28 protein-coding genes are annotated in these 25,839 nt (G+C 58.2%); 18 read left to right on the top strand and 10 right to left on the bottom strand.

What is annotated here, in order from left to right:
• Positions 1–100: 100 nt before the first annotated feature.
• On the top strand, positions 101–316 hold the full coding sequence (locus tag ASD54_RS07650; RefSeq protein WP_006725577.1) for a cold-shock protein: 216 nt from the start codon (positions 101–103) through the stop codon (positions 314–316).
• 103 nt (positions 317–419) lie between these two features.
• On the opposite strand, the gene ASD54_RS07645 is transcribed toward ASD54_RS07650, so the two are convergent.
• Together ASD54_RS07645 and ASD54_RS07640 are read right to left on the bottom strand one after the other, a co-directional pair.
• A complete protein-coding gene (locus ASD54_RS07645) occupies positions 420–1,067 on the bottom strand; it encodes an MBL fold metallo-hydrolase (RefSeq protein WP_062554013.1) in 648 nt (215 codons plus the stop codon).
• A gap of 70 nt (positions 1,068–1,137) precedes the next feature.
• Positions 1,138–1,329, bottom strand: a complete 192-nt coding sequence (locus tag ASD54_RS07640) for a hypothetical protein (protein ID WP_062554012.1) — start codon at positions 1,327–1,329, stop codon at positions 1,138–1,140.
• A 329-nt stretch (positions 1,330–1,658) separates the two neighbouring features.
• Here ASD54_RS07640 and ASD54_RS07635 point away from each other — a divergent pair, with 329 nt between their 5' ends.
• The 3 genes from ASD54_RS07635 (at position 1,659) to ASD54_RS07625 (ending at position 4,286) form a co-directional block, all read left to right on the top strand.
• Entirely contained in the window at positions 1,659–2,126 is a 468-nt protein-coding gene (locus ASD54_RS07635; RefSeq protein WP_082547129.1) for a MarR family transcriptional regulator, read from the top strand.
• Positions 2,127–2,128: 2 nt separating this feature from the next.
• Complete coding sequence (locus ASD54_RS07630; RefSeq protein WP_062554011.1) at positions 2,129–2,833, top strand: response regulator transcription factor; 705 nt, start codon at positions 2,129–2,131, stop codon at positions 2,831–2,833.
• A 100-nt stretch (positions 2,834–2,933) separates the two neighbouring features.
• Positions 2,934–4,286, top strand: a complete 1,353-nt coding sequence (locus ASD54_RS07625) for an ATP-binding protein (protein WP_062554741.1) — start codon at positions 2,934–2,936, stop codon at positions 4,284–4,286.
• A gap of 13 nt (positions 4,287–4,299) precedes the next feature.
• On the opposite strand, the gene ASD54_RS07620 is transcribed toward ASD54_RS07625, so the two are convergent.
• From ASD54_RS07620 to ASD54_RS07605, 4 genes are all read right to left on the bottom strand, one after another.
• The gene (locus tag ASD54_RS07620) at positions 4,300–4,638 is read right to left on the bottom strand and encodes a tRNA-binding protein (protein WP_062554010.1); all 339 of its coding nucleotides are present in this window, start codon (positions 4,636–4,638) and stop codon (positions 4,300–4,302) included.
• 3 nt (positions 4,639–4,641) lie between these two features.
• The gene (gene proC, locus ASD54_RS07615; RefSeq protein WP_062554740.1) at positions 4,642–5,460 is read right to left on the bottom strand and encodes a pyrroline-5-carboxylate reductase; all 819 of its coding nucleotides are present in this window, start codon (positions 5,458–5,460) and stop codon (positions 4,642–4,644) included.
• Entirely contained in the window at positions 5,460–5,960 is a 501-nt protein-coding gene (locus tag ASD54_RS07610) for a YbjN domain-containing protein (protein WP_062554009.1), read from the bottom strand. Before ASD54_RS07610 ends, proC begins: the two co-directional genes overlap by 1 nt.
• Positions 5,961–6,376: 416 nt before the next feature.
• Positions 6,377–6,634 carry an accessory factor UbiK family protein gene (locus ASD54_RS07605; RefSeq protein WP_062554008.1) on the bottom strand — a complete coding sequence of 86 codons (258 nt, stop codon included), beginning with the start codon at positions 6,632–6,634 and terminating at the stop codon, positions 6,377–6,379.
• Positions 6,635–6,857: 223 nt separating this feature from the next.
• Here ASD54_RS07605 and lgt point away from each other — a divergent pair, with 223 nt between their 5' ends.
• The 6 genes from lgt (at position 6,858) to ASD54_RS07575 (ending at position 12,878) form a co-directional block, all read left to right on the top strand.
• A complete protein-coding gene (gene lgt, locus ASD54_RS07600; RefSeq protein ID WP_062554007.1) occupies positions 6,858–7,700 on the top strand; it encodes a prolipoprotein diacylglyceryl transferase in 843 nt (280 codons plus the stop codon).
• Positions 7,701–7,718: 18 nt separating this feature from the next.
• Positions 7,719–8,822: a class I SAM-dependent methyltransferase gene (locus tag ASD54_RS07595; protein ID WP_062554006.1), complete on the top strand. Its 1,104-nt coding sequence runs from the start codon at positions 7,719–7,721 to the stop codon at positions 8,820–8,822.
• A 225-nt stretch (positions 8,823–9,047) separates the two neighbouring features.
• Positions 9,048–9,839 (top strand): peptidoglycan editing factor PgeF, encoded by a 792-nt coding sequence (gene pgeF, locus ASD54_RS07590; protein WP_062554005.1) that lies wholly within the window; start codon positions 9,048–9,050, stop codon positions 9,837–9,839.
• A gap of 1 nt (position 9,840) precedes the next feature.
• Positions 9,841–10,995 (top strand): Xaa-Pro peptidase family protein, encoded by a 1,155-nt coding sequence (locus ASD54_RS07585; protein ID WP_062554004.1) that lies wholly within the window; start codon positions 9,841–9,843, stop codon positions 10,993–10,995.
• A gap of 70 nt (positions 10,996–11,065) precedes the next feature.
• Positions 11,066–11,809 (top strand): hypothetical protein, encoded by a 744-nt coding sequence (locus ASD54_RS07580; RefSeq protein ID WP_062554003.1) that lies wholly within the window; start codon positions 11,066–11,068, stop codon positions 11,807–11,809.
• 136 nt (positions 11,810–11,945) lie between these two features.
• Complete coding sequence (locus ASD54_RS07575) at positions 11,946–12,878, top strand: ribose-phosphate pyrophosphokinase (protein WP_062554002.1); 933 nt, start codon at positions 11,946–11,948, stop codon at positions 12,876–12,878.
• A gap of 74 nt (positions 12,879–12,952) precedes the next feature.
• Here ASD54_RS07575 and ASD54_RS07570 read toward each other — a convergent pair whose 3' ends face one another.
• Entirely contained in the window at positions 12,953–15,025 is a 2,073-nt protein-coding gene (locus ASD54_RS07570; protein ID WP_062554001.1) for a bifunctional diguanylate cyclase/phosphodiesterase, read from the bottom strand.
• Positions 15,026–15,300: 275 nt separating this feature from the next.
• Here ASD54_RS07570 and ASD54_RS07565 point away from each other — a divergent pair, with 275 nt between their 5' ends.
• The 4 genes from ASD54_RS07565 to pth all read left to right on the top strand — a co-directional run bounded on the left by ASD54_RS07565 (position 15,301) and on the right by pth (position 20,140).
• Complete coding sequence (locus tag ASD54_RS07565) at positions 15,301–15,903, top strand: 50S ribosomal protein L25/general stress protein Ctc (RefSeq protein ID WP_062554000.1); 603 nt, start codon at positions 15,301–15,303, stop codon at positions 15,901–15,903.
• Between the two features lie 255 nt (positions 15,904–16,158).
• Complete coding sequence (locus tag ASD54_RS07560; protein ID WP_062553999.1) at positions 16,159–18,534, top strand: EAL domain-containing protein; 2,376 nt, start codon at positions 16,159–16,161, stop codon at positions 18,532–18,534.
• Positions 18,535–18,570: 36 nt separating this feature from the next.
• A complete protein-coding gene (locus tag ASD54_RS07555; protein WP_244484703.1) occupies positions 18,571–19,299 on the top strand; it encodes a transporter substrate-binding domain-containing protein in 729 nt (242 codons plus the stop codon).
• A gap of 109 nt (positions 19,300–19,408) precedes the next feature.
• Positions 19,409–20,140, top strand: coding sequence for an aminoacyl-tRNA hydrolase (gene pth, locus ASD54_RS07550; RefSeq protein WP_062553997.1), 732 nt, complete (start codon positions 19,409–19,411; stop codon positions 20,138–20,140).
• A gap of 4 nt (positions 20,141–20,144) precedes the next feature.
• On the opposite strand, the gene clpS is transcribed toward pth, so the two are convergent.
• Positions 20,145–20,453 (bottom strand): ATP-dependent Clp protease adapter ClpS, encoded by a 309-nt coding sequence (gene clpS, locus ASD54_RS07545; protein ID WP_062553996.1) that lies wholly within the window; start codon positions 20,451–20,453, stop codon positions 20,145–20,147.
• A gap of 248 nt (positions 20,454–20,701) precedes the next feature.
• On the opposite strand from clpS, the gene ychF reads away from it, so the two are divergent.
• The gene (ychF, locus tag ASD54_RS07540; protein WP_062554739.1) at positions 20,702–21,805 is read left to right on the top strand and encodes a redox-regulated ATPase YchF; all 1,104 of its coding nucleotides are present in this window, start codon (positions 20,702–20,704) and stop codon (positions 21,803–21,805) included.
• Between the two features lie 84 nt (positions 21,806–21,889).
• On the opposite strand, the gene ASD54_RS07535 is transcribed toward ychF, so the two are convergent.
• Positions 21,890–22,498: a LysE/ArgO family amino acid transporter gene (locus tag ASD54_RS07535; protein ID WP_062553995.1), complete on the bottom strand. Its 609-nt coding sequence runs from the start codon at positions 22,496–22,498 to the stop codon at positions 21,890–21,892.
• A 93-nt stretch (positions 22,499–22,591) separates the two neighbouring features.
• Between ASD54_RS07535 and ASD54_RS07530 the strand changes: the two genes are divergently transcribed.
• Complete coding sequence (locus ASD54_RS07530; RefSeq protein ID WP_062553994.1) at positions 22,592–23,494, top strand: LysR family transcriptional regulator ArgP; 903 nt, start codon at positions 22,592–22,594, stop codon at positions 23,492–23,494.
• A gap of 2 nt (positions 23,495–23,496) precedes the next feature.
• Here ASD54_RS07530 and ASD54_RS07525 read toward each other — a convergent pair whose 3' ends face one another.
• A complete protein-coding gene (locus tag ASD54_RS07525) occupies positions 23,497–24,576 on the bottom strand; it encodes a hypothetical protein (protein ID WP_062553993.1) in 1,080 nt (359 codons plus the stop codon).
• Between the two features lie 326 nt (positions 24,577–24,902).
• Here ASD54_RS07525 and ASD54_RS07520 point away from each other — a divergent pair, with 326 nt between their 5' ends.
• Positions 24,903–25,373, top strand: coding sequence for a MaoC family dehydratase (locus tag ASD54_RS07520; protein ID WP_062554738.1), 471 nt, complete (start codon positions 24,903–24,905; stop codon positions 25,371–25,373).
• The gene (locus ASD54_RS07515; protein WP_062553992.1) at positions 25,370–25,837 is read left to right on the top strand and encodes a MaoC family dehydratase; all 468 of its coding nucleotides are present in this window, start codon (positions 25,370–25,372) and stop codon (positions 25,835–25,837) included. The genes ASD54_RS07520 and ASD54_RS07515 overlap by 4 nt, the downstream gene beginning before the upstream one ends.
• Positions 25,838–25,839 lie beyond the last annotated feature (2 nt).

The raw sequence follows: 25,839 nt of genomic DNA, 5'->3' as shown, positions 1-25,839 counted from the left end.
CTTTCCTCCATTTTCGAAATGCCTGCCGCCAAGCCCCTCGTGGGCAATATCGTGATGCTGTCCGCCGCTGAACACGGACAGAGGAAAAAGGACCTGATGCATGGCCGAGACTGGCACTGTAAAATTCTTCAATACGGACAAGGGCTTTGGTTTTATCAAGCCAGATAACGGCGGCGCCGATATCTTCGTCCACATCTCTGCTGTACAGGCTTCTGGCCTGTCCGGACTTACCGAAAACCAAAAAGTAAGCTTCGACACGGAACCGGATCGTCGCGGCAAGGGCCCGAAGGCAGTCAACCTGCAGATTTCTGGCTGATATCCGCTACGGATCTCTCGAGTTGAAGCCCGGCAGGAATGCCGGGTTTTTTTATGCCCCCGTTAGGAGAATATCCGGCGCCCATCGAAGCGCCGGAAGTTTATCAAATTCCCTGAAGGAATGGATTGCTGCGGCGTTCGTCGCCAATTCGGCTGCCGGGCCCGTGACCGCAGATGAAGCCGAAATCATCGCCCAGAGGCAGAACCTTATCGCGGATCGATGCCAGTAGCTGATCGTGGTTGCCGCCCGGAAGATCGGTACGGCCAATCGAACCGTTGAACAGCACATCTCCCATGATGATGAAGCGCATGTCCTTGTTAACAAAAATGACATGGCCTGGCGCATGTCCCGGGCAGTGCAGCACATTGAAGGTGTGCGTGCCGAGCGTGACGACGTCACCGTCCTGCAGGTAGCGGTCAGAAACCAGGTTGCGGGCTGGCGCCTTGTAGCCAAACTCCCGGCCTCGTGCCGCAAGCCCATCCAGAAGATACTGGTCGTCTTTGTGGGGGCCGATAACGGGAGCCCCGGTCATTTCTCTCAACTCGTCGGCACCACCGGCATGGTCGATATGACCATGCGTGATCCAGATTTCCTTGATGGTGATGCCTTCCCGGCGGGCAGTCTCGGCAATGCGGTCCGCATCACCGCCGGGGTCGACGACGACGCCTTCCTTCGTTTCAGTATCGAAGATGATCGTGCAATTCTGCTGGAAGGGAGTGACGGGAATAATCCCTGCCTGGAGCTGTCCCATGATACCTCACTGAAGGATGCTGACGAAAGGTTCCCTATAACGCCCTTCGCCCTGCCCTGCAGCGAAAAAATCACTCAGAGACGAAGTAGCTGCCTTCAGCGGAAACGGAAGGAGCAAAGGCGGCCGCGCCAATGAGGAGAGAAGCAACCGCGATCTTCAAAGCGAATACGGCCACGAAAACGGGGCGAAGCGGGTGATGTGTTGTTTCGGTCATGCTGCGGTCTTCCAATTGTTCCGCCATATCGCTGGTGAGCAGAGCCATCGTTTTTCTCCTTATTCCGGCCAAAAAACGGCACAGCGCAGAGAAAGGTTCCGCCAATCATGCAACTGAGAATATTATGTTGCATGAATTCAACACGTGCCTTGAGCGGAGCTGGCGTACGCTTTGTCCTTGCCAGTGGCAGGCCGCTGACAATCCGGCGAGGCACGCACAATCCTGTTGATTCCGGAGGCACTTCGCGCTTTATCAGGCGCGACGAAACCAGAAAGACAACCGTGGCGCGGCAAACGCTGCCATTGGTTTGCCGAAGAGGAAACATAAACGTGCCATCGGGTTCGACAGGGAAAGCCGCTGCAAAGGTTCACCCGCCAATGCCTGCCGTCGATGAGGCGCAGATCGATTTCGAAACGATAGAGCTGTTCTTCTTCGCCTATCGGGATTTCGTGTCCGATCCCGATGCTATTCTCTCCAAGATCGGCATGGGACGCGCCCACCACCGCGTGGTCTACTTCGTCTGCCGCCAGCCAGGCATGATGGTGACCGATCTTCTTGATACCTTGCAGATCACCAAGCAGAGCCTCGCCCGTGTTCTCAAGCAGTTGATCGATAACGGCTATATCCGTCAGATGGCAGGCGCCAAGGATCGCCGCCAGCGGCGGCTTTATCCCACATTGGCGGGGCGCGAACTGGCGCTGGCGCTTTCTGAACCGCAATCCCGCCGCATAGCGCGCGCATTGGAAGAGTTGACGCCAGAGCAGCGTGGTGGTGTGCTGGCGTTTCTGAAGGCTATGCGCGGTCGCGAAGAAGGCGTAGAGCCGGTTGAAACCGAGGTCGAGTGAATATGGCGAATGCTGCAGTGTCACCATCCGATGACGCCGCCCACCTGCTGGTGGTCGATGATGACCGGCGTATTCGCGATCTCCTGCATCGCTACCTGATGGAACAGGGTTTTCGCGTCACGGTCGCAGGCGATGCTGCCGAAGCCAGACGTCGGCTCGAAGGAATAGAGTTCGATCTCATCATTCTTGATGTCATGATGCCGGGCGAGACAGGCATCTCGCTCACCCAGTCCATGCGCGAAAAGCGGGCAATTCCCATCATTCTGCTGACCGCGCGGGCCGAAGCGGAATCGCGTATCGCAGGACTGGAGGCCGGAGCCGACGACTACCTGCCGAAGCCGTTTGATCCACGCGAACTTGTCCTGCGCATCAACAATATCCTGCGGCGCAATTCCAATCCCGAGGTTCCGAAGATCGATCAGATCATGTTCGGCCCCTTCACCTTCTCCATTGCCCGCAAGGAACTTCGCCGCGCTGCCGAGACAATTCGCCTGACGGACCGCGAACAGGAGATCATGCTTCTGTTTGCGCTGCGTGCCGGAGATACGATTCCGCGCCATGAACTGATCGGCGACGATGCCGAGGTAGGAGAGCGAACGATAGACGTGCAGATCAACCGACTGCGCCGGAAAATCGAGGATGATCCGGCCAACCCGGTCTACCTTCAGACCGTTCGCGGCATAGGCTACCGCCTGAGCATTGACTGATCTTCGTCCACCACTCAACCGCTCTCTCGATCAGCTGAAGCGGCTCTCCGCCACCCTCTCCCACGCGACCGGCAGCCTGAAACAGCGGGTGGAGCCTGTGATGGACCGGCTCAAGCCACCGGGCTGGACGAAAGCAACGCGGTGGCTGAAGCGCCGCATGCCAACCGGCCTCTACACCCGGTCCGTGCTGATCGTCATCATTCCGATGCTCCTGCTGCAGAGCGTTGTATCCGCCGTCTTCATGGAACGGCACTGGCGAAACGTGACAGAGCGGCTGTCGCAGGCCGTAACGCGTGATATCGCGGCAATCATCGAGATCATCAAGACCTATCCGCCCGCAAATGGCGACTATACGGAGATAACCCGTATTGCCCGTGACCAGCTATCGCTGAACATATCGGTTCTGCCCGATACCCAGCTGCCGCCGCCGCGCCCGAAGCCGTTCTTTTCGATCCTGGATGATATTCTCGCGGACCAGATCAATCAGCAGATCCGCCTGCCCTACTGGATCGATACGGTCGGCGACAGCCGTCTGGTGGAAATCCGTATCCAGCTGGATGACAAGGTTTTGCGCGTCTTTACCATTCGCAACCAGACCTACGCCTCCAACACGCATATCTTCCTGGTCTGGATGTTCGGTACATCGCTTCTCTTGATCGGCATTTCAATCCTGTTCCTGCGCGGCCAGATCCGCCCCATCCTCATGCTGGCGGATGCCGCCGAAAGCTTTGGCAAGGGCCAGCGCAATGATGGCTTTGTGCCTCGCGGAGCCGATGAAATTCGCCGCGCGGGCATTGCCTTCAACCAGATGCGCGAGCGCATCGAGCGGCAGATCGAACAGCGCACCGCCATGCTGACAGGCATCAGCCATGACCTTCGAACGATCCTCACCCGATTCAAGCTGCAACTGGCGCTGGCTGGCAATAATCCGGACCTGCATGGCATGGAAGCGGATGTAGAGGACATGCAGAGCATGCTGGAAGGCTATCTCGCCTTTGCGCGTGGCGAAGCCGAGGAAGATTTTGGCGAACTTCGCCTCAGCGAACTTCTGGAGAAGATCAGGGTCGACTTCGATCTGCACGGCAAGGAGATGGACTATACCATCGACGGCGAGGATCTCCTGTCCGTGCGTCCCAATGCCTTCATGCGTCTCGTCGGCAACCTTGCATCCAACAGCCAGCGCTATGCGAACCGCCTGACGGTCGAAGCCCGGCACAGCGCCAAATGGCTGACATTGATTTTCGATGATGATGGTCCGGGCATTCCGGAAGCCTCACGCGAGGATGTGTTCAAACCGTTCTACAGGTTGGATGAGGCACGCAATCTGAACGCTTCCGGCACGGGTCTCGGGCTTGCCATTGCCAGAGACATTGCCCGTGGCCATGGCGGGAACGTCACCTTGTCCGATAGCCCTCTCGGCGGCCTGCGCGCTGTGGTGCGCGTGCCAGCCTGAAGACTGGACAAGATCACATCATCTTCTTGCCGTTCGGCACGCCGCGCTCGACGCTGGCCAGAACGATTGCGCCATTCTCATCGGCAAAACCCAGCGTCAGCACTTCGGAACGCACCGGCCCGATCTGACGCGGCGGGAAGTTGACGACGCCCAGAACCTGCCGCCCCAGCAGGGTCTCCGGCGTATAATGTACGGTGATCTGCGCGGATGAGCGCTTCACGCCGATCTCCGGGCCAAAGTCGATCCGAAGCTTGTAGGCGGGCTTGCGCGCTTCCGGAAAGTCCTCGACCTCGATAATGGTGCCGACACGGATGTCGACTTTTTCGAAGTCGTCGAAGGTGATCTCGGCCAAGTTTCAGCTTCCCAGTTCCTGCGCACGCGTGCGTGCCGCTTCAATTGCCTTGTCGAACAGCGGCTGCATGGCATCGTCCGCCATCAGCACGGAGAGTGCCGCAGCCGTCGTCCCGCCGGGAGACGTCACGTTCTTGCGAAGCTGCGCAGCCTCCTCCGTCGATTGATGCAGCAGTTCCCCAGCGCCCGCTACGGTTTCGCGCGCAAGACGCATGGCAAGATCTGCGGGAAGGCCAAGCTTGCGGCCTGCTTCCGCCATGCATTCCACGAGGTAGAACACGTAAGCCGGACCGCTGCCGGAAACCGCTGTGACGGAATCAATATCCGCTTCGGTTGCGACCCACTCGACAGGACCGCTGACCTTCAGAAGGTCATGCACGGATTGCCTTTGCTCGGCGGAAACCCTGGCATTGGCGAAAGCACCTGTCACGCCACGACCGACCATCGCAGGCGTGTTGGGCATGGCGCGAACCATGCCAGCATCTCCCAGAGCATTTTCGATCGATTTAAGCGTCTTGCCCGCAGCAACCGATACCACCACGGTTTCGGACCCCACCAGGCCCTTCAGCGGCGGCAGCACTGCATCCATGACCTGCGGCTTGACCGCTATGAACAGAATGGACGCGGAGATACCGTGAGGTGCTTGCGTTGCATGGCGCACGCCGGCCTCAGCCAGTCTGCCCTTCGTCGCCTCGGAGGGCGACGGATCGATCACCAGAACGTTCTCCGGTGGAACGCCGTTCTTCAACCAGCCAAACAGCATGGCGCCACCCATGTTGCCAGCGCCAACCAGCACAATCGGATTTTGGGCAGAAACAGGCATCAGCATTCACCAACAGTCTCGAACAACACGGCCTCCATGGCCGATTTTGCATCGAGTCCGGACCAAACGACGAACTGGAACGCCTGATAATAAGTTTCGCAGGTCTCCAGGGCGTTGGAAAGCAGAACTTCAACCTGCTGGTTCGTCGGCTCCGCGCCGCCTGCCAGAAGCAGAGACTGGCGGAAAATGACCACGTCTTCCTGCCGCCAGAGATCGAAGTGACCCATCAGCACCTGACCGTTGACCTGCGACAAAAGCCGAATGACCTCGTTCACGCGAATTTCGGGCACTTTCAGATCGAAGGCACAGGCCAGATGCAGCGCTTCGAACTCCTCCATCCAGGAAAAGGAAACGTGGTAATCCGTCCAGTGACCCTCTACGGTCATGGCGATTTCGTCTTCGCCGGAACGCTCGAACGTCCAGTCGTTCGAGGCGGCGACGAACTCGATCATGTCGACCGGGTTCGAGTGACGTTCCGTCTGGATCTCAATTAGGCTCATGCGGCACCTTCTAAACCGGAATGGAAGCGGCATTCGTGCAAGGACTACGCACCAAGAGACGCACACACAATTACCGGAAACTGATAGTCTCGATGTTCCCCGCACCGGCCACACTAGAGCGTCAGCCCTGTCTGGAGCTTGTGGTCGCTGTTTCGAATCATCATTTAAAATCAGTGTATAGGCACAGAATCCGAGTACCAGTCCCTCTTGCCACATTTTGCGGGGACGACTCAAAAAACACCCTCTCACGAGGGTTAAGATTTCATGATTAAGCGATTCTGCGACTTGCGTTTTTCCAACCTGTCCACAGGCCCGAATTTTGTTTGTACAAGCTGCGGACCGAAGCCGGTCAACACGAAAAAAGGCGCATCCCCTGTTAACAGGAACGCGCCTCCCAATGCTGGTCGAAGTGACCTTCAGCCGTTATTGGCGAGCTTGGCTTCCAATGCCTCGATCCGCGCCTTCAGGGCGTCGTTCTCGTCGCGGGCCTTGATTGCCATTTCGCGCACGACCTCGAATTCCTCGCGCTTCACCACGTCCAGCGAATTGATGAACCGCTCCATCTGTGCGTGGATCGCCGTTTCGGCTTCCTTGCGCACACTCTGCGCTGCTCCTGCCGCATCCGTCATCAGGCGGGCGAATTCATCGAGAATACGATTGCTGCCGGTCGACATGGATCTCTACTCCTTATCCGGGCCGCCGCGGCGGCAAGCCGTTGATCTTCCCAACTGAGGTAGGCGCAGACGACATCGCTTGCAAGATTTTTGGCACTCTGCGGATCGGATTCCTGCAAATGTCTGAGGATGACCAGAGCTTTGGCGAGATAAGCCTTGACCCGTTCCGGGACGAAAGTCATCTTCCGCGAAAGAAATGGCTTTCCGGCCGAGGTATTTTCATTTGTACTCAGCACCTGGTCTTCTCGCCATATTGCCCTATCCGAACATAGATCCGATCGCCTTTTCGATCGGTCCTCTTGCTGTGCATTGGTATGGCATCGCCTATGTCGTCGGCATCATGCTGGGCTGGCACTATGCCAAGCGCATGGTCGCCAGACCGGAACTTTGGCCGAACGGCACATCACCCATGACAGCGGAAAAACTGGACGATTTCCTCGTCTGGGTTGCCGGTGGCATCGTTCTGGGCGGACGGATCGGATACATTCTCTTCTATGATATGGGCGCCGTGATCGAGAACCCGGTCCGCGCGATCCAGATCTGGAATGGCGGCATGTCCTTCCACGGAGGATTGATCGGCACCACTCTGGCGATGATCTTCTTTGCCAGACGCAACGCCATCCCGGTCTGGAGCCTGTTCGATACGGTCGCGACCGTCGCGCCCTTCGGTCTATTCTTTGGCCGCCTCGCGAATTTCGTCAATGGCGAACTCTGGGGTCGCATCAGCGATGTTCCCTGGGCCATGGTCTTCCCGACGGGCGGGCCTTTTGCACGCCACCCCAGCCAGCTGTACGAGGCCGTGCTCGAAGGCATCGTTCTTCTGCTCGTTCTTCGTGTCCTGACCCATCACGTAAAGGCGCTGCGAAAGCCCGGCACGGTGGCAGGTGCCTTTGTCTGCGGTTATGCGCTGTCGCGTATCTTCGTGGAATTCTTCCGGGAGCCGGATCCGCAGCTCGGTTATCTCGCGTTCGGCTGGCTGACCATGGGAATGGTGCTTTCCCTGCCCATGCTGGCGATCGGCATCTGGGCAATCCTCCGCGCACGCGGCGCGGCCCCTACACCTTGAGGCGAAGACGAGGCAAACATGACCACGCCGCTCGCAGACAAAATCAAGAACCTGATAAAGCTCAACGGCCCCATCAGCGTTACGGATTATTTCGCCCTGTGCCTTGCCGATCCGGAACACGGCTACTACCGGACGCGCGAGCCTTTCGGTCAGTCGGGCGATTTCATCACGGCTCCGGAGATCAGCCAGCTGTTCGGCGAAATGATCGGCGTTTTTCTGGTTCATGCCTGGCAGCAGCATGGCAGCCCGACGCCCGTCAATCTGGTGGAGATCGGGCCGGGACGCGGCACCATGATGCTGGACATCATGCGCGTCGTGCGGCGGCTTGCGCCGACCTTGTTTGACGAACTCCAGATCCATCTCGTGGAAACGAGCGATCGTTTGCGTGGCGTGCAGAGGGTGACGCTGGAAGCCTTTTCCGCCAAGGTTCACTGGCATCGCGGATTTGACGATGTCCCGCCAGGTTTCACGCTGATTGCCGCCAACGAACTGTTTGATGCCATTCCGATCCGCCAGTTCGTCAAGACCGGCACCGGTTTCCGGGAACGCCTTGTCGGCCTCGATGCCGATGATGAACTGGCCTTCGGCGTTGGAATGGCCACCATCGATCCGACGCTTCTCCCTCAGGGAAGTGGAGGCGAACCGGAAGGCACGGTCTATGAAATTGCCCCGGCACGGCAGGCGGTGATGCAGGCCCTGTGCGACCGGCTGACACAAAACGGCGGCACCGCAGTCATCATCGACTATGGCCACATGGCCACGTCTTTTGGCGATACGCTGCAGGCGGTTCTTCGCCACGAATATGATCATCCGCTCGCCCATCCCGGCGAAGCGGATCTGACCAGCCATGTCGATTTTGAGGATCTGGCACGGGTGGCGCGCGCCTCCAACCTGCAGATCAACGGCTGCCTGCATCAGGGCGATTTCCTCTACGGCCTTGGCCTTGCCCAACGGGCGCAGGCGCTGGCTTCAGGCAAGGCCGAGCAGGAGCAAAGAGCAATCGCGCTGGCGGCAGACCGCCTGGCTGGTGCCGGTGAAGGCAAGATGGGCGAGTTGTTCAAGGTCATGGCAGTCTCCTCCCCCAAGGTGGCGCTTGCCCCGTTCAAGCCGGTCACGCGCTGACCTTGATCTTCTGAGCTGAGCGGTTGACAGGTTTGCAGCCGCCGGGCCAAAGTCCGCACCGAACGAAGCAGTGGGCATGGCGCCTGCCGCGCAGATGGCATGCCGCAAACGTCGGCACGGACGAGCATGCCTGTGACCAACAGACTGGCGGCGCAGATCAAATCCGCCCCGGAACTCGAACCGTAAACGACACGTCAGCACCAACGTCTCACGCAGCGGGAACTTATGCAGCAACAAGCCCTATCGCCGGTCCATAGCCCAATCCTGTCCGAACTGGAGCCTTCTGGCATTCGCCACGGCTTTTTCACGAAGGTAGGCGGCGTTTCAGATGGCATCTATGCCAGTTTGAATGTCGGCCTCGGCTCGAATGATGATGCTGAGAAGGTGCTGGAAAACAGACGCCGCGTTGCTGCCTGGTTCGGCCAACCGCTGGAACGGCTGGCGACCGTGCATCAGATCCATTCGACCGATGTCATCGTCATGGATGACCGATATGACGGAACACGCCCTCAAGGCGACGCCATGGTGACAGCGACACCCGGCCTGATCATCGGCGTCCTGGCTGCCGATTGCGGCCCAATCCTGTTTGCGGATGCCAAGGCGGGGGTTATCGGTGCGGCCCATGCCGGTTGGAAAGGCGCTCTCGGCGGAATTGCGGAAAACGTGATCGGCGCGATGATTTCCTTGGGCGCAAGCCTTGAGAACATCACCGCAGCGCTTGGGCCCTCCATCGGGCCGGCCAGTTACGAAGTCGGCCCGGAGTTTGTGGAGCGCTTTGTCACGCAGGACCCGCGGTTCGAGCGGTACTTCACACCATCAGCCAAGGCGGGCCACGCCATGTTCGATCTTCCATCACTCACGACGCAGCGGTTGCTCGATGCGGGCGTCCGGGCTGAAAATCTCGCAATTGATACCTATCCCGATCAGCATCGCTTCTTTTCCTACCGCCGAACGACACATGCCAGGGAACCGGATTACGGCAGACAGATTTCAGCCATTGCAATAATGGAGACGTGATATGGCGCTGCATTTCGACAGAAGCGAATATTCCGAGCGCCTTCAACGTCTGACGGATGTCATGGAAGCACAGAAGCTGGACGCGCTTCTACTGTTTGCACAGGAGAGCATGTACTGGCTGACCGGCTACGACACCTTCGGCTATTGTTTTTTCCAGTGCATGGTCGTGAAGGCAGACGGCTCCATTTCGCTTCTCACCCGATCTGCGGACATGCGGCAGGCCCGTCATACGTCGACGGTCGAAAACATTGTCATCTGGGTGGACCGGGTGAATGCTGATCCGACGCTGGACTTGAAGAACCTGCTCAGCGATCTCGACCTATTGGGCGCGAAGATCGGCGTCGAATACGATACGCATGGCATGACGGGCCGGGCTGCGCGGCTTCTCGATAACCAGCTTTCCACGTTTGCATCCTTGAGCGATGCATCAAATCTCGTCGGCGAACTGCGTCTCATCAAGAGCCCCACAGAGATCGCGCATATCGTTCGCGCGGCCGAACTGGCGGATGATGCTCTGGATGCCGCTCTCGAGCTGATCGCTCCGGGCGCCGATGAGGCAAAGATTCTGGCTGCCATGCAGGGCGCGGTCTTGAAGGGTGGCGGAGACTATCCCGCCAACGAATTCATCATCGGCTCTGGTTCAGACGCGCTTCTTTGTCGCTACAAGGCAGGTCGCCGCAGATTGGATGCTATCGATCAGTTGACGCTGGAATGGGCGGGCGTGTCTGCCCACTATCATGCTGCGATGATGCGCACCGTGCTGGTTGGCGAGGCAAGCAGCCGACATCGCGAACTGTATAATGCATGCCGGGAAACCATGCTCGCACTCGAGGACGTTCTGAAACCCGGAAACACGTTCGGAACCGTATTCGACGTGCACGCTCGCATTATCGATGAGCGGGGACTGACTCGACATCGACTGAACACCTGCGGCTACTCGCTCGGCGCTCGTTTTTCGCCGTCCTGGATGGAGCAGCAGATGTTCCATGCGGGAAATGAGCAGGAGATCCTGGCCGATATGTCGCTGTTCGTGCACATGATCATCATGGATTCCGACAGCGGTGCGGCAATGTCGCTGGGCCAGACCTACCTCACCACGAATGACACACCCCGTAGCCTTTCGCGACACAGCCTGGATCTCATTGTGCGTGAATGAGACACCGGCGTTGACTTGAACCTTTCCTCGCCCCTACTCTCTTTCTCTGGGAGACGGCAGGAGGAACGGGATGCGAAAGCACCAACTGCAGGTTTGGGCACCGCTGGCGGCCATCCTACTCTGTGGCTGCAACACGTCCGATGCGCTGACGCCGAAGGTCGACGTTGGCGGTGGATTGCATCCGACAAGCCCGGTCACGCAGGCCGAGGCGCAGCGCATGGCCGGAAGCCCCGAACCGCAGTCGAGATCCTTCCCGCCAGCTCCCTCCTATCCGGCTGGACCGCAAAATTCCCAGCAGGCGCAATCACGTGCCATGATTGAAGGCGCTTCGGCCTCAAGCCAGACCACGGTGCAGAGCGCCCCGCTTTCATCTCCATCGCCACCGCCGCCCGCTTCCTCACAAAGCGCAGCCGCCATTGCCTCCCTTCCCGCCGCCTCGGCAGCGGAGGCGGAAAGCATCCGCTTTCTTCCCATCATCGGTGCACCCGTTCAGGCGGTTACCCCCCTCTCGAAAGAGCTGGGTTCCTCGGCACGTGCGGCTGGCCTGACCATCAAGGCTGCGGCAGATTCTACCGCAGGGCATATCCTCAAGGGCTATCTTTCGGCTTTCGAGGATGGCGGCAAGGTGACGGTCGTCTACGTCTGGGATGTACTGGACGGTACAGGTGCCCGTCTCAACCGGATCCAGGGACAGTTATCCACACCCTCGCGCGGCGGAGCGGACCCGTGGACCTCGGTTCCGGCCGAACTCATGCAATCGGTCGGCCAAACCACGATAAAAAGCTATCTTGAGTGGCGAAACAGTCGCGCCTGATCATCCTGAGTTGAGATAAATTTACCACCTCTAACGCTGGTTACATAAAAATCCGGCCTGTTGGGCCGAACAGTCTTGCATTCGAGGCACGCCTCGGTAAAAGGCCCGCATCCAGCGTCAAAATAGGCGGACCCAAATGAAGGTTTTCGCAGGCAATTCGAACCGGCATCTGGCCGACGCGATCTGTTCCTACCTCAATGTACCTCTAGGAAGAGCCAGCGTCCGGCGGTTTGCCGACCAGGAAATCTTCGTGGAGATTCAGGAAAACGTGCGTGGCGAGGACGTTTTCGTCGTCCAGTCTACATCGTTTCCCGCAAACGACCATCTGATGGAACTGCTCATCATGATCGATGCGTTCCGTCGCTCCTCCGCACGGCGCATCACCGCGGTGCTGCCCTATTTCGGCTATGCCCGCCAGGACCGCAAGGCGGGACCGCGCACGCCGATCTCGGCCAAGCTGGTCGCAAACCTGATCACGGAAGCCGGTGCTGATCGCGTTCTGACGCTCGATCTTCATGCGGGCCAGATCCAGGGCTTCTTCGATATCCCGACGGACAATCTTTACGCCGTGCCGATCCTGGCCCGTGACGTGAAGGAACACTATGACCTGAAGAACGTCATGGTCGTTTCACCGGATGTTGGCGGCGTGGTTCGCGCCCGCTCTCTCGCGAAGCGTCTCGATTGCCAGCTGGCGATTGTCGACAAGCGCCGTGAGCGTGCTGGTGAATCCGAAGTCATGAACGTCATCGGTGATGTGACCGGCAAGGACTGTTTGCTGATCGACGATATCGTTGATTCCGGCGGCACCCTTTGCAACGCCGCAGAAGCACTGCTGAAGAACGGCGCAACCAGCGTGACCGCCTACATCACACACGGCGTTCTGTCGGGCGGCGCAGTCGCTCGCGTCAGTTCCTCGAAGCTGAAGGAACTGGTGATCACAGACTCCATCCAGCCGACAACGGCCGTCCAGTCCGCTCCTAACATTCGCGTTGTCACCACAGCCGGCCTGCTGGGCGAAGCGATCAACCGGACGGCTCTTGAAGAGTCGGTCTCCAGCCTGTTCGACTGATCTAAACAAGAATAGACAGCATTGGCCGCACGGCGCTCAAAGCACCGTGCGGCCATTGTTTTTTTGGGCACTCGTCAGGCCACGTGCGGCAAGGCGTCTACATCCGCATATTCTTCAACCGGATTGACCAGGCCATCGATGCCCGAATGCGGCACAGGCTTGCCAAAGAAGAAGCCCTGCATCTGCTCGCATCCCTCTCTGCGCAGAAAATCCACGTGTTCGGCCGTCTCAACCCCTTCCGCCAGAACGGGGATATTGAGGCTGTGCGCAAGAATGACCGTAGAGCGAACGATAGCTGCAGCCAGACGATCATGGCTGACCCGATCCACAAAGGAGCGGTCAATCTTGATCTTGTCAAAAGGAAAGCTCATCAGCGTCGAGAGGGATGAATAGCCGGTGCCATAGTCGTCCATGGCGATTTTCACGCCGAGATCCTTCAACTGCCGGATGATGATCAGCGCCCTCTCCTGCTCCTCGATAAGGCCGGACTCGGTGATCTCCAGTTCAAGGCGATGCGGCGAAAGGCCCGTTTTTTCCAGAACCATCGCGACCTTAAGCGGGAAATGCGGATCGGAAAGTTGCTGAACCGCGACGTTGACCGCAATTCCATACGGCTGCTGCCAGCGAGCGGCTTCCATGCAGGCATGCTGGAGAACCCAGGCTCCGATTTCGACGATCAGCCCGGAGCGCTCCGCAATGGGAATGAATTCCGCAGGAGAGATACTGCCCCGCACCGGGTGGTTCCAGCGCAGCAGCGCTTCAAAGCCAACGAGATCGCCGCTCACCGTATCGTGCTGTGCCTGATAGAACACTTCAAGCTGCTCGTTTGCCACGGCGTGACGCAGGTCCATGGCCAGCGCATTGCGTTCGCGAACGGCTGCATCCATTGAAGGATCGTAAAAACAGACATTGTTCGGGCCGAGCGCCTTTGCGCGGTACATGGCCACATCCGCCTGCGCAACAACGGTGTCCATCAGGTTTTTTTCATCGCCCGGCTCGAAAAAGGCAATACCGACGCTGGATGACACACTGAAACGGTTCTCCTTCCAATCGACCGGTTGATTGATCTGGACGAGTAACCGATTGGCGAGTGAGCTTGCGTCGTGACGCCCGAAAGCCTTCTGGCTGATCACCACAAACTCATCACCGCCAATCCGCGCGATGAACTCCTCAAATCCCATGACGGAGCGAAGGCGCTGGCCGATGACCTGAAGAACTGCATCGCCAGCGCTATGACCGTGGACGTCATTGATTTCCTTGAACCTGTTGAGGTCGAAGGAGAGGACTGCGACCCGATGACCAGGAACGACAGGCCGACTTTCGATCTTCGAGAGCTGCTCGTGGAAGGCGGCGCGATTGGGCAGACCGGTCAGGGCATCGTGCAGGGAGAGATGGCGATAACGGGCAACTGCGGCCTGCGTTGTTTGAAGGTCCAGCACATAAGTTGCAGCCGCAAGCCCCATCAGTATCATCATGACACTCAGGACCGAGAAGCCCAGAAGCATGGACGAAACGGCGGAGCCAGAGAGCGCCGCCATCGGCTCGAGCACCAGCTGTACCGCGGCCATGGCTGTGAAATGGGTCGTCACGATCGCAAGTACCAATGCGAGCGTGCCGCCATATCGGCAAAAGCGCGTGACGGGCCGGATAATCCGGTTGACCGCGACCGCTCCAAAGAAAGCTCCGAGCACCACAGAGGCCACCACATAACGATCGTCCCAGATGATCGAGCCCGGAACGTCATAGGCCGCCATGCCGGTATAATGCATGGATGCGATGCCAAGACCGATGACGGCTCCTCCCGCCTCGCCCAGTGCGGAACGGCCACTAGCGGCCGCAATCCCGAAACCTGAAACGCAGCCGGCAATAGCAAGAAACAGAGACAAAAGCGTCAGGTCTGGCTGATATCCCGCAGCGACGCCCGGCAGATAGCCCAGCATCGCCAGGAAGTGCGTGGTCCATATCGCGCATCCACTGACGAAGCCGGTCAGCAGCACCCACACAAGCCGTTCGCTACGGCTGGATGCCTTGAACGAGCGTGCGAAAAGGCGCATGCCGAGATAGGATCCGAAAATACAGACCAGAGCAGCAGCCGCGACATAACGAAGGTCGTGATCCTGGATCAGGCAGGAGATTACATACAGCATTGAACCGACACTCATTGGCAAGTGAATGGAAACTAATCAACGAAAGTGTAAAAAGCCTTCGAGAGAAGGGTAAATGAATTATCATCTTCTAATGTGCCGATTTGGGGCCGCACGGCCAGCGCTTGCACTTGGGGGACATATCGTCTATAGCGCGGGCGTCCGCGTAGACACCCTTGGAGGCAACGCGGATGAAGCGCGTCGGATGATGCCCTTCAAATCCGGCGGGGACTGGTTCCCGGTCCGGATTCTCCAAATAACCTCGAAAAGGATATGCCATGAGCAACGCTACTTATGAGCTCAAGGCCGAGGCGCGCGATCGGGTTGGTAAGGGGTCCTCCCGCGAACTTCGCCGCAACGGTTTGATTCCTGCCGTCATCTATGGTGACAAGCAGGCTCCGATTTCCATCGCCCTGTCCACGAACGAAGTAACGAAGCGTATCCACGCTGGCGGTTTCATGACCACCGTTGCTACGATCGATGTCAACGGCCAGAAGATCTCGGTTCTCCCGAAGGACTACCAGCTGGACCCGGTTCGCGATTTCACGATGCACGTCGACTTCCTGCGCGTTTCCGCAGACAGCCGCGTTACCGTTGAAGTCCCGGTTCACTTCATCAACGAAGACAAGTCCGCCATCAAGACCGGTGGTGTGCTGAACATCGTTCGCCACGAAGTCGAACTCGTATGCCCGGCAAACGACATTCCGGAATTCCTGACGGCTGACCTCGAAGGTCTGCAGTTCGGCGATTCCATCCACATCTCCAACATCAAGCTTCCCAAGGGCGTAGAGCCGACGATCGATCGCGACTTCACCATCGCTTCCATCGTTGCTCCGGTTGCTGAAGAAGCCGCAGCAGGCGAAGGCGAAGCTTCCGAATAAGCTTCTCTGTCGACTTCTGATTGATTTTAACCCGCCGGGCGACAGCCGGGCGGGTTTTTCTATTTACCGCCGCTTAAGGCTCTTGCTTCGAAACATTTCCAAATTCGCAATACTGCACGTTAAGGTGATGTCTGTTCGTGCCATGATTGAACGGGATTCGTCCGGTTTCAGTGAAATTTAAAGAATACATGCCACGGTCTAGGAAGCTTACGTCGAGATCCGGCGACACTGCTGGAACGCGCGAGGGAGAAACTGATGACACGATCTGTCGAAAGCCGCTTCATTGCGATCATTTCTGCAGCTCTGGTCATCGTTGTTGCTCCGCTTTTCTCCCTGTTTCTTGCTTTGTCTTCCCAGCAGGCCAGCGAGAGCCAGCATGAGCGCATTCAGGTTCTGATTGGGGCCAATGCCCAGGCGCTTTCCAAACCGCTCTGGGATCTCGACATTGAGAGTATCCGCCAGATCACCGAGCAGCTTGTGGGCGAAGGTGCAATTCGCGTTGTTCAGGTCACCGATACGATAGGCAAGTTCGACGTCACGGAGAGCAATCTGCGCGACAGCAGCGAAGATCTGGAGAAGATGTCGCGACCTATCGTATACCGGGCGCCCGACAGTATCCAGCGCATTGGCACCATCACCATTCATTATGATAGGGTTGGGCTGTTTTCGGCATTGAACCGCATGGAGATCACATTGATCTCCATATTCGCGGTCGCGATCCTCGTGGTGTTCGCAGCGGCAATCGTGGGCAACCGGCTCATGGTCATTAGGCCCCTCCTCCGCCTGACGGCGGCAGTCGAGGCGACGCGTCGCCTTGGCTCGCGCCACCACGTCGACTGGCGCTCGAAGGACGAGATGGGCCGGCTGGCGAAAAGCTTCAATGAAATGCAGATCCAGCTGGACCGTGAAGAGCGGGAACTCAAGCGCGCTCACCAGCAGACAACCGAGATCTACAATCTGACGCCCGCCATGCTCTTCTCGCTGGATGCCGACGGCATGATCTGGGCTGTCAGCGATTATTGGCTTCTTGCCACAGGCTATAGCCGTCGCCATGTCCTGGGGCGGCCCTTTGTTGATCTCATCGTTCCCGAAGACCGTCCGGTCTATCTCGACCGTAGAAGCGAGGCAGACGGTGGCAACGCCAGCCACGGCGTCACAGTCCGCTTTCAATGTGCAGATGATCGCATCATCGACGTGCTTATCATGGAAACGCTTCTCAAGTCGGCATCCGCTGAACTGCCGACCTCGCTCAGCGTCATGACGGATGTGACCGAGCTCAAACAGTCCGAGATCCGCAATCATCATCAGGCCATCACCGATCACTTGACCGGCCTTCTGAACCGCCAGGGCTTCGAGGTCGCGCTCGATGAGAAGATTGCAGAGGCCGACGAGAGCAAGACCGACGTCGCCTGTCTGTTCATCGACCTCGACCGGTTCAAATCGATCAACGATACGTTGGGACATGCGGCCGGAGACCGTGTGCTGTGCGAATTCGTCGAGCGTGTGTCTCCGCTGGTCACCGCTGAGGATTGCGCCTCCCGTTTGGGCGGGGACGAATTTGCTCTTCTCATTACCGGCAAGGATGCAAAGGCAAGAGCATCGCAGATCTGTATGCAGGTCGTCGCGGCTTTCGACGCCCCCTTCGAGCTCGACAGCGCCTCGGTGCGTCTCAGCGCCAGCATCGGCCTTGCGGTCTATCCGGAGCACGCCGAAAGCGCCGCAGAACTTCTTCAGCGATCCGACATGGCAATGTACGCCCGCAAACGCGATGGCAAGAACGGCGCCAGCATCTATGATGAGGCAATACTGGATCGCACACGCCAGAGGGCCGAAATCGAGGCCGACATCGAGGCAGCGCTCGCGAACAGCTGGTTCGAGGCACATTTCCAGCCCATCGTCGATACGCGCACCCGCTCTACCATGGGCTTCGAGGCCCTGATGCGCCTGCGCCATCCCCGCAAAGGTTTGCAGTCTCCAGCCGCCATCGTCAGTGTTGCCGAAGAAACCGGCTCAATAGACAGGATTGGCAATGAGATCCTGGAGGATGCGCTCGAAAGTCTTGCAAAGGTATGCCGCATACCGGGCATGGAGCGCTGCTACGTAGCCGTGAACTTCTCGCCGCTGCAGTTCGAGCACAGCTTGCCGACGCGCATCGCAGCCCATGCGGCCCGTTTCGGCCTCAGCCCCAGCCAGGTCGTGATAGAAATCACCGAAGCGGTTCTGATGCACGACAACCCGGAAATCCGCACAATCCTGGATCAGTTGCACAGTTTCGGCTGCCGTATCGCACTGGACGACTTCGGAACGGGCTATTCTTCGCTAAGCTATTTGAGCCGCTTCCCGGTCGACATCGTCAAGATCGATCAGTCCTTCGTGAAATCTCTCGGGACCGATGCAGTCGAGATCAAGCAGAAAAACCGCATGCTGATGGAAGGTATCACTGCCATCTCGCATAAGATGAACTGTATCGTGGTCGCCGAGGGAGTGGAAACGGAGGAGCAGTTCACGCAGTTGCGCGCCATCGGCGTCGATTGTGCACAGGGCTATCTCTTCTCCAAGCCCATGGCCGTGCCGGATCTCATCACAAATCTGAACACGACCGCGAATTTGCTGGAATCTCGCATTGCATAAGCGCAAACTGTATTAGCGATTCAACTGGGGGTGAGCGTGAAACGACTTCTCCTGACAGGCATACTGGCGCTGATGGCATCGTCGGCACACGCCGAGCATCTGACGTTCACCACGGAATCCTATCCCCCCTACAGCTTTATTTCGTCGACCGGTAAACCGTCAGGGGTCGGCGTCGATCTGGTGGATGCCATCATGCGCGCCAGCAGCGTCAAAGCCAGCTACACAATTGAAGTCATGCCTTGGGCCAGAGCTTTGGCGCTTGCGGAAACCTCGAAGGATCATTGCGTCTTTGCCGCAGCCCGCACCAAGGAACGCGAGAAGACCTTTCAGTGGGTCACCCCCTTCTTCTCGGATATCAACTTGCTCGTTGCGCTCAAGTCGTCGCCGGTCGACGCCCGCACAATCGAGCAGGCGCGGCGCTATACCGTCAGCACACAGCGGGGCGATTATACGCAAAGTCTGCTGAAGGATAAGGGCTTCGAGAAAATCGATGTCAGCGCAAATTTCGAGACCTCGCTGGCAAAGCTGATGGCGGGACGCATCGACCTGATCCCGATGTCGGAATCGGTCTACAACAAGCTGATCCGTGAAGGTGCGGAATTGCGCCGCCTGATGATCTTCTCGGAGCAAAAACTGGGCATTGCCTGCAATCGCGAGATCTCGCCCGACCTGATCGCCAGAATGCAGGCTGCTCTGGATACACTGCGCTCCAGCGGGGAACAGGATCGCATCTTGCGCAAGTATGGCCTGATGCCGCCTCGTTAACTTGCGTAGCCACGTGTCTGCCCAGCAAAGGCCCGCCTGACGACATCGCTCTTGACTTTACTGCCCTTTCGGAGTGGGAAAGCGATCGAGAGCAAAGGTCCAAACCATCATGATCATCATCGCAGGCTTGGGAAATCCGGGCAGTCAATACCGCGGCAATCGCCATAACATCGGCTTCATGGCCGTTGATGCAATCCAGCGCCTGCCCGGCTTTGGCTCCTGGTCGAAGAAGTTCAAGGCCGAGATTTCCGAAGGCGAAATCAACGGGGAGAAGGTCCTGTTGATGAAGCCGCAGACCTTCATGAATCTCTCCGGAGAAGCGGTTGGTGAAGCCATGCGATTCTACAAGCTCGGTCCGCAGAACATTGTCGCGATCTACGATGAACTCGATCTTCCTCCCGGCAAGGCGCGCATCAAGACAGGTGGCGGACACGGCGGGCATAACGGTGTGAAATCGCTGGATGCCCATTGCGGCAAGGACTACAGACGCCTTCGGCTGGGCATCGGCCATCCCGGCGCCAAGGAACTGGTTCATAACCATGTTCTGGGCGACTTTGCGAAATCAGATCAGCCCTGGCTTGAGACACTGCTCGATGCGATCGCCGCCAACATCGGCCATCTTGTGAAGGGTGAAGATTCGCAACTCATGAACAAGATCGCGCTTGCCACCGGTGACCAGAGTGCGGACGCGACGACAAAACCTGCAAAGGCGCCAAAGCCCCCCAAGCCCGCCAGCCAGTCCCACATCCATCAGGCGCGCAGCAATCGTGGCCCTGCCCTTCCGGCGTCGGGCCCCATGGCAGACATGCTGAAGAAGATGTTCGGCCCGAAGGGGGAGTGAAGGTTCACTCCTCCGGTTCGGTGATGAACATGAGCGGGAACCCGGCCTCCTTTGCGAGATCCACCGCTTCCTTCGCCTTCGTCTCGGCAATATCCTTGGCACAGACGACAACGACAGCAAGCCCCATGCGGTGCGCCGTCATCATCACGCGATGTCCGGCTTCCGCGCTCATGCGGAACACTGACTTCAGCACGATCGTCACGAATTCGCGCGGCGTGTAGTCGTCGTTCAGGAGAATGACCTTGTAGAGCTTGGGTCTTTCGAGCTTTGGCTTCGCCTTTGTCGTCGGCTTGACTGTCGTATTCTCACTCATGGCCGCGTTCCCAACAGGCTCGATTGTCGCTCACAAGCGATCAGCACGGATATTGATAGATGGCAAGATGCGCGACGGGCATCAGCCCCGCGACAGACCGGATCATAATCTCTGCAAAGGTCGCGGACAAGTCGCGCAGGCCTTTCCAGACGGGATTTAAGCCTTTGCTGTGGTCGCTTGCCCTTGACCCGATGGCCTCTTTCCCCCATAGCCGAAGCCAAATCGAAATCAACGACGGGTCAACCCTTATGGGCTTTAAATGCGGCATCGTCGGCCTGCCCAATGTCGGCAAGTCGACACTCTTCAACGCGCTGACGAAAACGGCTGCTGCACAGGCCGCCAACTATCCCTTCTGCACCATTGAACCCAATACGGGTGAAGTGGCCGTGCCGGATGCACGCATGCAGAAGCTGGCTTCCATCGCGGGCTCGAAGGAAATCATCCCGACCCGCATTTCCTTCGTGGATATTGCCGGCCTGGTGCGCGGCGCCTCGAAGGGTGAAGGTCTCGGCAACAAGTTTCTCGCCAACATTCGCGAAGTGGATGCTGTGGTCCACGTTCTGCGTTGCTTCGAGGATGACGACATCACCCACGTCGAAGGCCGCATCAACCCGGTCGGTGACGCCGAAACCATCGAAACCGAACTGATGCTGGCGGATCTCGAAAGCCTTGAGCGCCGCGTGGAACAGACCCGCAAGCGTGCGACCGGCAAGGACAAGGAATCGCTCGCGCAGCTTCCTGTCATGGAAGCCGTGATCAAGCTTCTCAATGAGGGCAAACCGGCTCGCCTGTTGCTGAAGACACTGGGAACCGATGAGATTGCCGTTCTCAAGGGCCTCAACCTGCTGACCTCCCATCCGGTTCTCTATGTTTGCAATGTCGCGGAAGCCGATGCCGCAACCGGCAACGAGCATACGCAGGCCGTTGCTGCCATGGCGAAGGAACAGGGCGCAGAATGCGTCATCATTTCCGCCGCCATCGAAGCGGAAGTCGCTCAACTGCCGGAAGAGGAAGCAACCGAATTCCTCTCTGCGCTCGGTCTTGACGAAGCAGGCCTTGATCGCTTGATCCGCGCTGGCTACCACCTGCTCGATCTAATCACCTACTTCACCGTTGGCCCGAAAGAAACGCGTGCCTGGACCATTGTTCGCGGCACCAAGGCGCCACAGGCGGCAGGCGTTATCCACTCCGATTTTGAACGCGGCTTCATTCGCGCCTTCACCATTTCCTATGACGACTACATTGCCTTCAAGGGCGAAGTCGGCGCCAAGGAAGCGGGCAAGGGCCGCGATGAAGGCAAGGAATACGTCGTGAATGACGGCGACGTCATCCATTTCCGCTTCAACACCTGATCGCGATAGCTGATCAGGGCGACTTTCGCTCTTCACAGGCCGCCGCTGCACCCGCACCGGCGGCTTTGTTGTTCGCGAAGAGGCTCAAACCTCAAAGAGCAGAGTTGCGGCAATCGTCCACATGATGAGAGCGATGCAGGTATCGAGTAAGCGCCACGCCGAGGGCTTCGCAAACAGGGGCCTCAGATAAGTCGCGCCGTAAGCGAGCGAGAAAAAGAAGACCAGTGAAGCCGTTGATGCTCCTGCTGCGAAAATCAGTTCCTCGCCCGGGAAGCGGGTTGAAAGCGTCCCTACCAGCACGACCGTATCAAGATAGACATGCGGATTGAGCCAGGTGAAGGCAAGACAGGTGGAGATCACCGTCGAGAAAGGCAGTCCTGCGCCCTCCGTGATCACGAGGCTGGAAGATCCCGTCACGGCAGAATGCAGGCTGCGCGCGCCATACCACAGTAGAAAAGCCGCCCCCGCATAGCGCATGACGGGATCAATCCATGGTGCAGACGCAAGGATTTGCTGAAAACCGCTGACGCCGAAGAAGATAAGCAATGCATCGGAAAGCGCGCAGGTCAGGGCAACGGCCAGAACATGCTCGTTTCGCAAACCCTGCCGCAGCACGAAGGCATTCTGAGCCCCGATTGCGACGATGAGGCTAAGCCCGATACTGAAACCCGTCGTGTAGGCCGTTGTGATCACAGCATTTCCTCTCACTGAATGATCTGGAATTAACCGGCCATGCGAGTTAAGTAAAATGAAGGCTTCTAACGCGGATTAAGGAAAACTAATTCGATGCTGGACTATGGCGGCTTGCAGGCGGTGGCGATGGTGGTGCGCACGGGCAGCTTCGAAAAGGCTGCCCAGAAGCTGTCCGTTACACCTTCTGCGGTTTCGCAGCGGGTCAAGGCGCTGGAAGAACGCCTTGGCACGATCTTGATTGTACGTGGCCAGCCTTGCACCGCGACCAGCGAGGGCGAGTTGATCTGTCGCCATGTCGAGCAGGTCCTGATGCTGGAGCATGACCTTTCCGCCGCCCTCCCGCCCCTGCCTCCCAACCGTGACAGCGAGGACCGGGTTACGATCCCGCTAGCGGTCAATTCCGACAGTCTCGCCACCTGGTTTCTCAGCGCCGCCGCCGCCAGTTTCAGTACGGGCTATCTGTTCGATGTGATTGTCGATGATCAGGATCATACGACGGACATTCTGAAAGCAGGTCGGGCTATCGGTGCAGTCACCGCACAGCCGGAACCTGTTGCGGGCTTCAAGACCTTCTCGCTCGGTGCCATGACCTATCTTGCGACCGCCTCACCCGCCTTCCGCCAGCGATATTTCAGCAATGGACTGACGAAAGAGACGCTGCAGAAGGCGCCCGGCATTGTCTTCAACCGCAAGGACAGTCTACAGGACATCTGGGTTCGCAAGGTCACCGGCCAACAGGTCGCATTTCCGAACCATTGGCTCCCGTCCAGCCATGCCTTTATCGATGCCTGTCTGCTGGGATTGGGATGGGGCATGAGCCCGCTTTATCTTTTGCACCACCATCTCGCCAATGGCACACTCGTGGATCTGGCGCCTGCACATCCGATCGACGTTCCGCTGTACTGGCAGATAAAGTCCTCCGCCGCAACGCCTCTCAAGGTCCTGACAGAGACCATCGTTGCCTATGCGCGGAGCAACATGAACCGACCGTTCTAAGTTCAAGCCACGGGCGGCAGCTTTTCGGCCATGGCGGGCGGAAACAGTTCCAGCACCCGTTGGCGCAGATAACGCCATCCCACACCCACCAGCAGCACGACGATGCCGACAACGGCAAGCGCCATGAACACGATCAGATCGCCGGTCAGTTGCTGTTCCTTCAGGATCCCGATAACGGCGACGACAAGTGCCACAAGACCCGAGGTCGCGAACGCGCGCCGGTCAATCAGAATGCCCACCAGCATCAGGCAGGACACTACGAAAACGATCGGTAGGGCCAGATCACCCTGCCAGCTCTCCGGCGTTACTCTCAGCGCCCCCGTCTGGAGGTAGATGACAAAGGAAAGAACGGCATACAGCAAGGCAGGCGCCGTCATCAGATGAAGCCAGAAGGCAATATCGGCGCTTCTTGAAATCCGATGGCGATCGGCAAGATCAAAACGCATTGCAATGGCAAACAGCCCGCCCGCCGAGAGCAACAGAATGCAGACCAGCAGAAACGGATAGCTGGTGATGAAATGCTGAACCCCGAACACGCGCTCCAGCAGTGCAAAGACAAGCATCGTTGCCAGCGCCAGACAGGACGCGATGAAGAGCGCAACGGCAAGCGGAACCCGGTAACGCAAGGCATAGAGCCCGAGCACCGCCGGAAACGGAGCCACATAAGCGGCAAGACCCAGCGACGTATCAGCATCGACGTAATCGCCCAGGATCACCAAACCCGCAATCCACGTCACCGCCGCAGCCGAAATGGTCAGCACGACCGCAGGCAAGGCCAGACGCTGGCGCGCGACCAGTATTTCAGACAGGAGAATGATGGCCGGCGTGATGACGAAAATATTGCCGAGCCCCCAGAGGCCGGCAAACAGGATCAGGATGCCGATGCTGATAAGCACGTCATGAAAACCACGTAGAAACCGGGGGGCTTCCGTATCAGGAGGGGAGGAAAGCATACTGTCCGCCACGGAGCCAGCAGGCAAGGCAAGCGATTTCGACAAATGCCGTTCGAGATCCGCGACCTTGGCGGCATCAACAAGCCCTTTCTCGACAGCACCCTGCAGTACGGCTCTCAGCTTGGTCATGTTTCTCCTCCCGATGCCTTGAGAGCAGAACTCCCACCGTCTTGAATAATCTCTGCGACTGGCCATTGTCCATTATCGCGAGCGACCTAGAGTCTACCTTTCGAAGGCTTGTATCAACTGTCGCATTTCTGAGACGGACCAAGAGAGAAAGCCGCAACCAGGAATGGACGCGACCGTGAATTCATTGCATACCATCGACCCCCGCAAGGCATTTCAGGAACGAGCGTGATGAGGGCCTACCTCTTGAATTGCTAAAACAGCTGTTGGAACACGTTCGATGAAACGCTATTCATCAAAGACAATCCAGTCTCATGAAGGAACCAGGCATGACGAATGGGAAGCTTCACTTTGAAGACTTCACCCCCGAGCGCGCATTTCCGCTCGGTCCGCTGACGGTGAGTGCTGAAGAGATCATCGAATTCGCTTCCGAATACGATCCGCAGCCAATGCATCTTTCCGAAGAGGCCGGCAAAGCGAGCATTCTAGGCGGTCTGGCGGCTTCCGGCTGGCATACCTCTGCCCTGCACATGCGCATGACGATCGACAGCTTTCTGCTCAACTCCACCTGTGAGGGTGCGCCGGGCGTCGACTTCATGGACTGGAAAAAGCCGGTTCTGGCAGGCGATACCCTCTCCGGACAGGCGGTGGTTCTGGAGGCCAGAACACTCCGCTCAAAGCCCGGCATCGGCTTGATCCGTATGCGAAGCGAAGTCGACAACCAGCGCGGTGAAACCGTCTGCGTACTGGAGCAGGCAATCATGTTCCGGATGCGGAATGCTCAGGAGACTGCACCATGAGAATGGCTGAACTCAACCCGGTCGGCACGCGTCTCGAAGTGGGCACCATAGAGTTTACCACAGACAGCATCATCGGCTTTGCGCGGAAGTTCGATCCTCAGCCCTTCCATCTGGATGCCGAGGCTGCCAAGGATTTCGTGTTCGGCGGCCTGTGCGCTTCCGGATGGCAGAGTGCAGCGGGCTGGATGAAAACCTTTCTGGCCTTCTGGACCAAGGAATGCATCCGATTGCACAAGCAAGGCATTGCCCCGCCCAAGCTCGGCCCCTCGCCCGGCTTTCGCAAGCTCCAGTGGCTGAAGCCGGTCTATGCCGGCGACCGGATCACCTATTATACAACACTGCTCAACAGCCGCGAACTGGCCTCGCGCCCGGGTGTCTGGCTGAACTCGACCCTGAATGAAGGCGTCAACCAGAACGGCGAGACCGTTATTCGGTTCGAAAGCAGCGTGCTGGAATTCACCTGAGG

This window comes from Rhizobium sp. Root149, assembly GCF_001427345.1.
In the GTDB taxonomy this organism is placed as follows: domain Bacteria; phylum Pseudomonadota; class Alphaproteobacteria; order Rhizobiales; family Rhizobiaceae; genus Neorhizobium; species Neorhizobium rhizoryzae.
Note: the sequence above shows the minus strand (reverse complement) of the source record. Positions and strands in the feature narration are given on the sequence as shown.

Coding starts and splice junctions, on each gene's coding strand:
- ASD54_RS07650 (WP_006725577.1), top strand. CDS start 101: ATGGCCGAGACTGGCACTGTAAAATTCTTCAATACGGACAAGGGCTTT.
- ASD54_RS07645 (WP_062554013.1), bottom strand. CDS start 1,067: ATGGGACAGCTCCAGGCAGGGATTATTCCCGTCACTCCCTTCCAGCAG.
- ASD54_RS07640 (WP_062554012.1), bottom strand. CDS start 1,329: ATGGCTCTGCTCACCAGCGATATGGCGGAACAATTGGAAGACCGCAGC.
- ASD54_RS07635 (WP_082547129.1), top strand. CDS start 1,659: ATGCCTGCCGTCGATGAGGCGCAGATCGATTTCGAAACGATAGAGCTG.
- ASD54_RS07630 (WP_062554011.1), top strand. CDS start 2,129: ATGGCGAATGCTGCAGTGTCACCATCCGATGACGCCGCCCACCTGCTG.
- ASD54_RS07625 (WP_062554741.1), top strand. CDS start 2,934: ATGGACCGGCTCAAGCCACCGGGCTGGACGAAAGCAACGCGGTGGCTG.
- proC (WP_062554740.1), bottom strand. CDS start 5,460: ATGCCTGTTTCTGCCCAAAATCCGATTGTGCTGGTTGGCGCTGGCAAC.
- ASD54_RS07610 (WP_062554009.1), bottom strand. CDS start 5,960: ATGAGCCTAATTGAGATCCAGACGGAACGTCACTCGAACCCGGTCGAC.
- ASD54_RS07605 (WP_062554008.1), bottom strand. CDS start 6,634: ATGTCGACCGGCAGCAATCGTATTCTCGATGAATTCGCCCGCCTGATG.
- ASD54_RS07595 (WP_062554006.1), top strand. CDS start 7,719: ATGACCACGCCGCTCGCAGACAAAATCAAGAACCTGATAAAGCTCAAC.
- pgeF (WP_062554005.1), top strand. CDS start 9,048: ATGCAGCAACAAGCCCTATCGCCGGTCCATAGCCCAATCCTGTCCGAA.
- ASD54_RS07585 (WP_062554004.1), top strand. CDS start 9,841: ATGGCGCTGCATTTCGACAGAAGCGAATATTCCGAGCGCCTTCAACGT.
- ASD54_RS07580 (WP_062554003.1), top strand. CDS start 11,066: ATGCGAAAGCACCAACTGCAGGTTTGGGCACCGCTGGCGGCCATCCTA.
- ASD54_RS07575 (WP_062554002.1), top strand. CDS start 11,946: ATGAAGGTTTTCGCAGGCAATTCGAACCGGCATCTGGCCGACGCGATC.
- ASD54_RS07570 (WP_062554001.1), bottom strand. CDS start 15,025: ATGCTGTATGTAATCTCCTGCCTGATCCAGGATCACGACCTTCGTTAT.
- ASD54_RS07565 (WP_062554000.1), top strand. CDS start 15,301: ATGAGCAACGCTACTTATGAGCTCAAGGCCGAGGCGCGCGATCGGGTT.
- ASD54_RS07560 (WP_062553999.1), top strand. CDS start 16,159: ATGACACGATCTGTCGAAAGCCGCTTCATTGCGATCATTTCTGCAGCT.
- pth (WP_062553997.1), top strand. CDS start 19,409: ATGATCATCATCGCAGGCTTGGGAAATCCGGGCAGTCAATACCGCGGC.
- clpS (WP_062553996.1), bottom strand. CDS start 20,453: ATGAGTGAGAATACGACAGTCAAGCCGACGACAAAGGCGAAGCCAAAG.
- ychF (WP_062554739.1), top strand. CDS start 20,702: ATGGGCTTTAAATGCGGCATCGTCGGCCTGCCCAATGTCGGCAAGTCG.
- ASD54_RS07530 (WP_062553994.1), top strand. CDS start 22,592: ATGCTGGACTATGGCGGCTTGCAGGCGGTGGCGATGGTGGTGCGCACG.
- ASD54_RS07525 (WP_062553993.1), bottom strand. CDS start 24,576: ATGACCAAGCTGAGAGCCGTACTGCAGGGTGCTGTCGAGAAAGGGCTT.
- ASD54_RS07520 (WP_062554738.1), top strand. CDS start 24,903: ATGACGAATGGGAAGCTTCACTTTGAAGACTTCACCCCCGAGCGCGCA.
- ASD54_RS07515 (WP_062553992.1), top strand. CDS start 25,370: ATGAGAATGGCTGAACTCAACCCGGTCGGCACGCGTCTCGAAGTGGGC.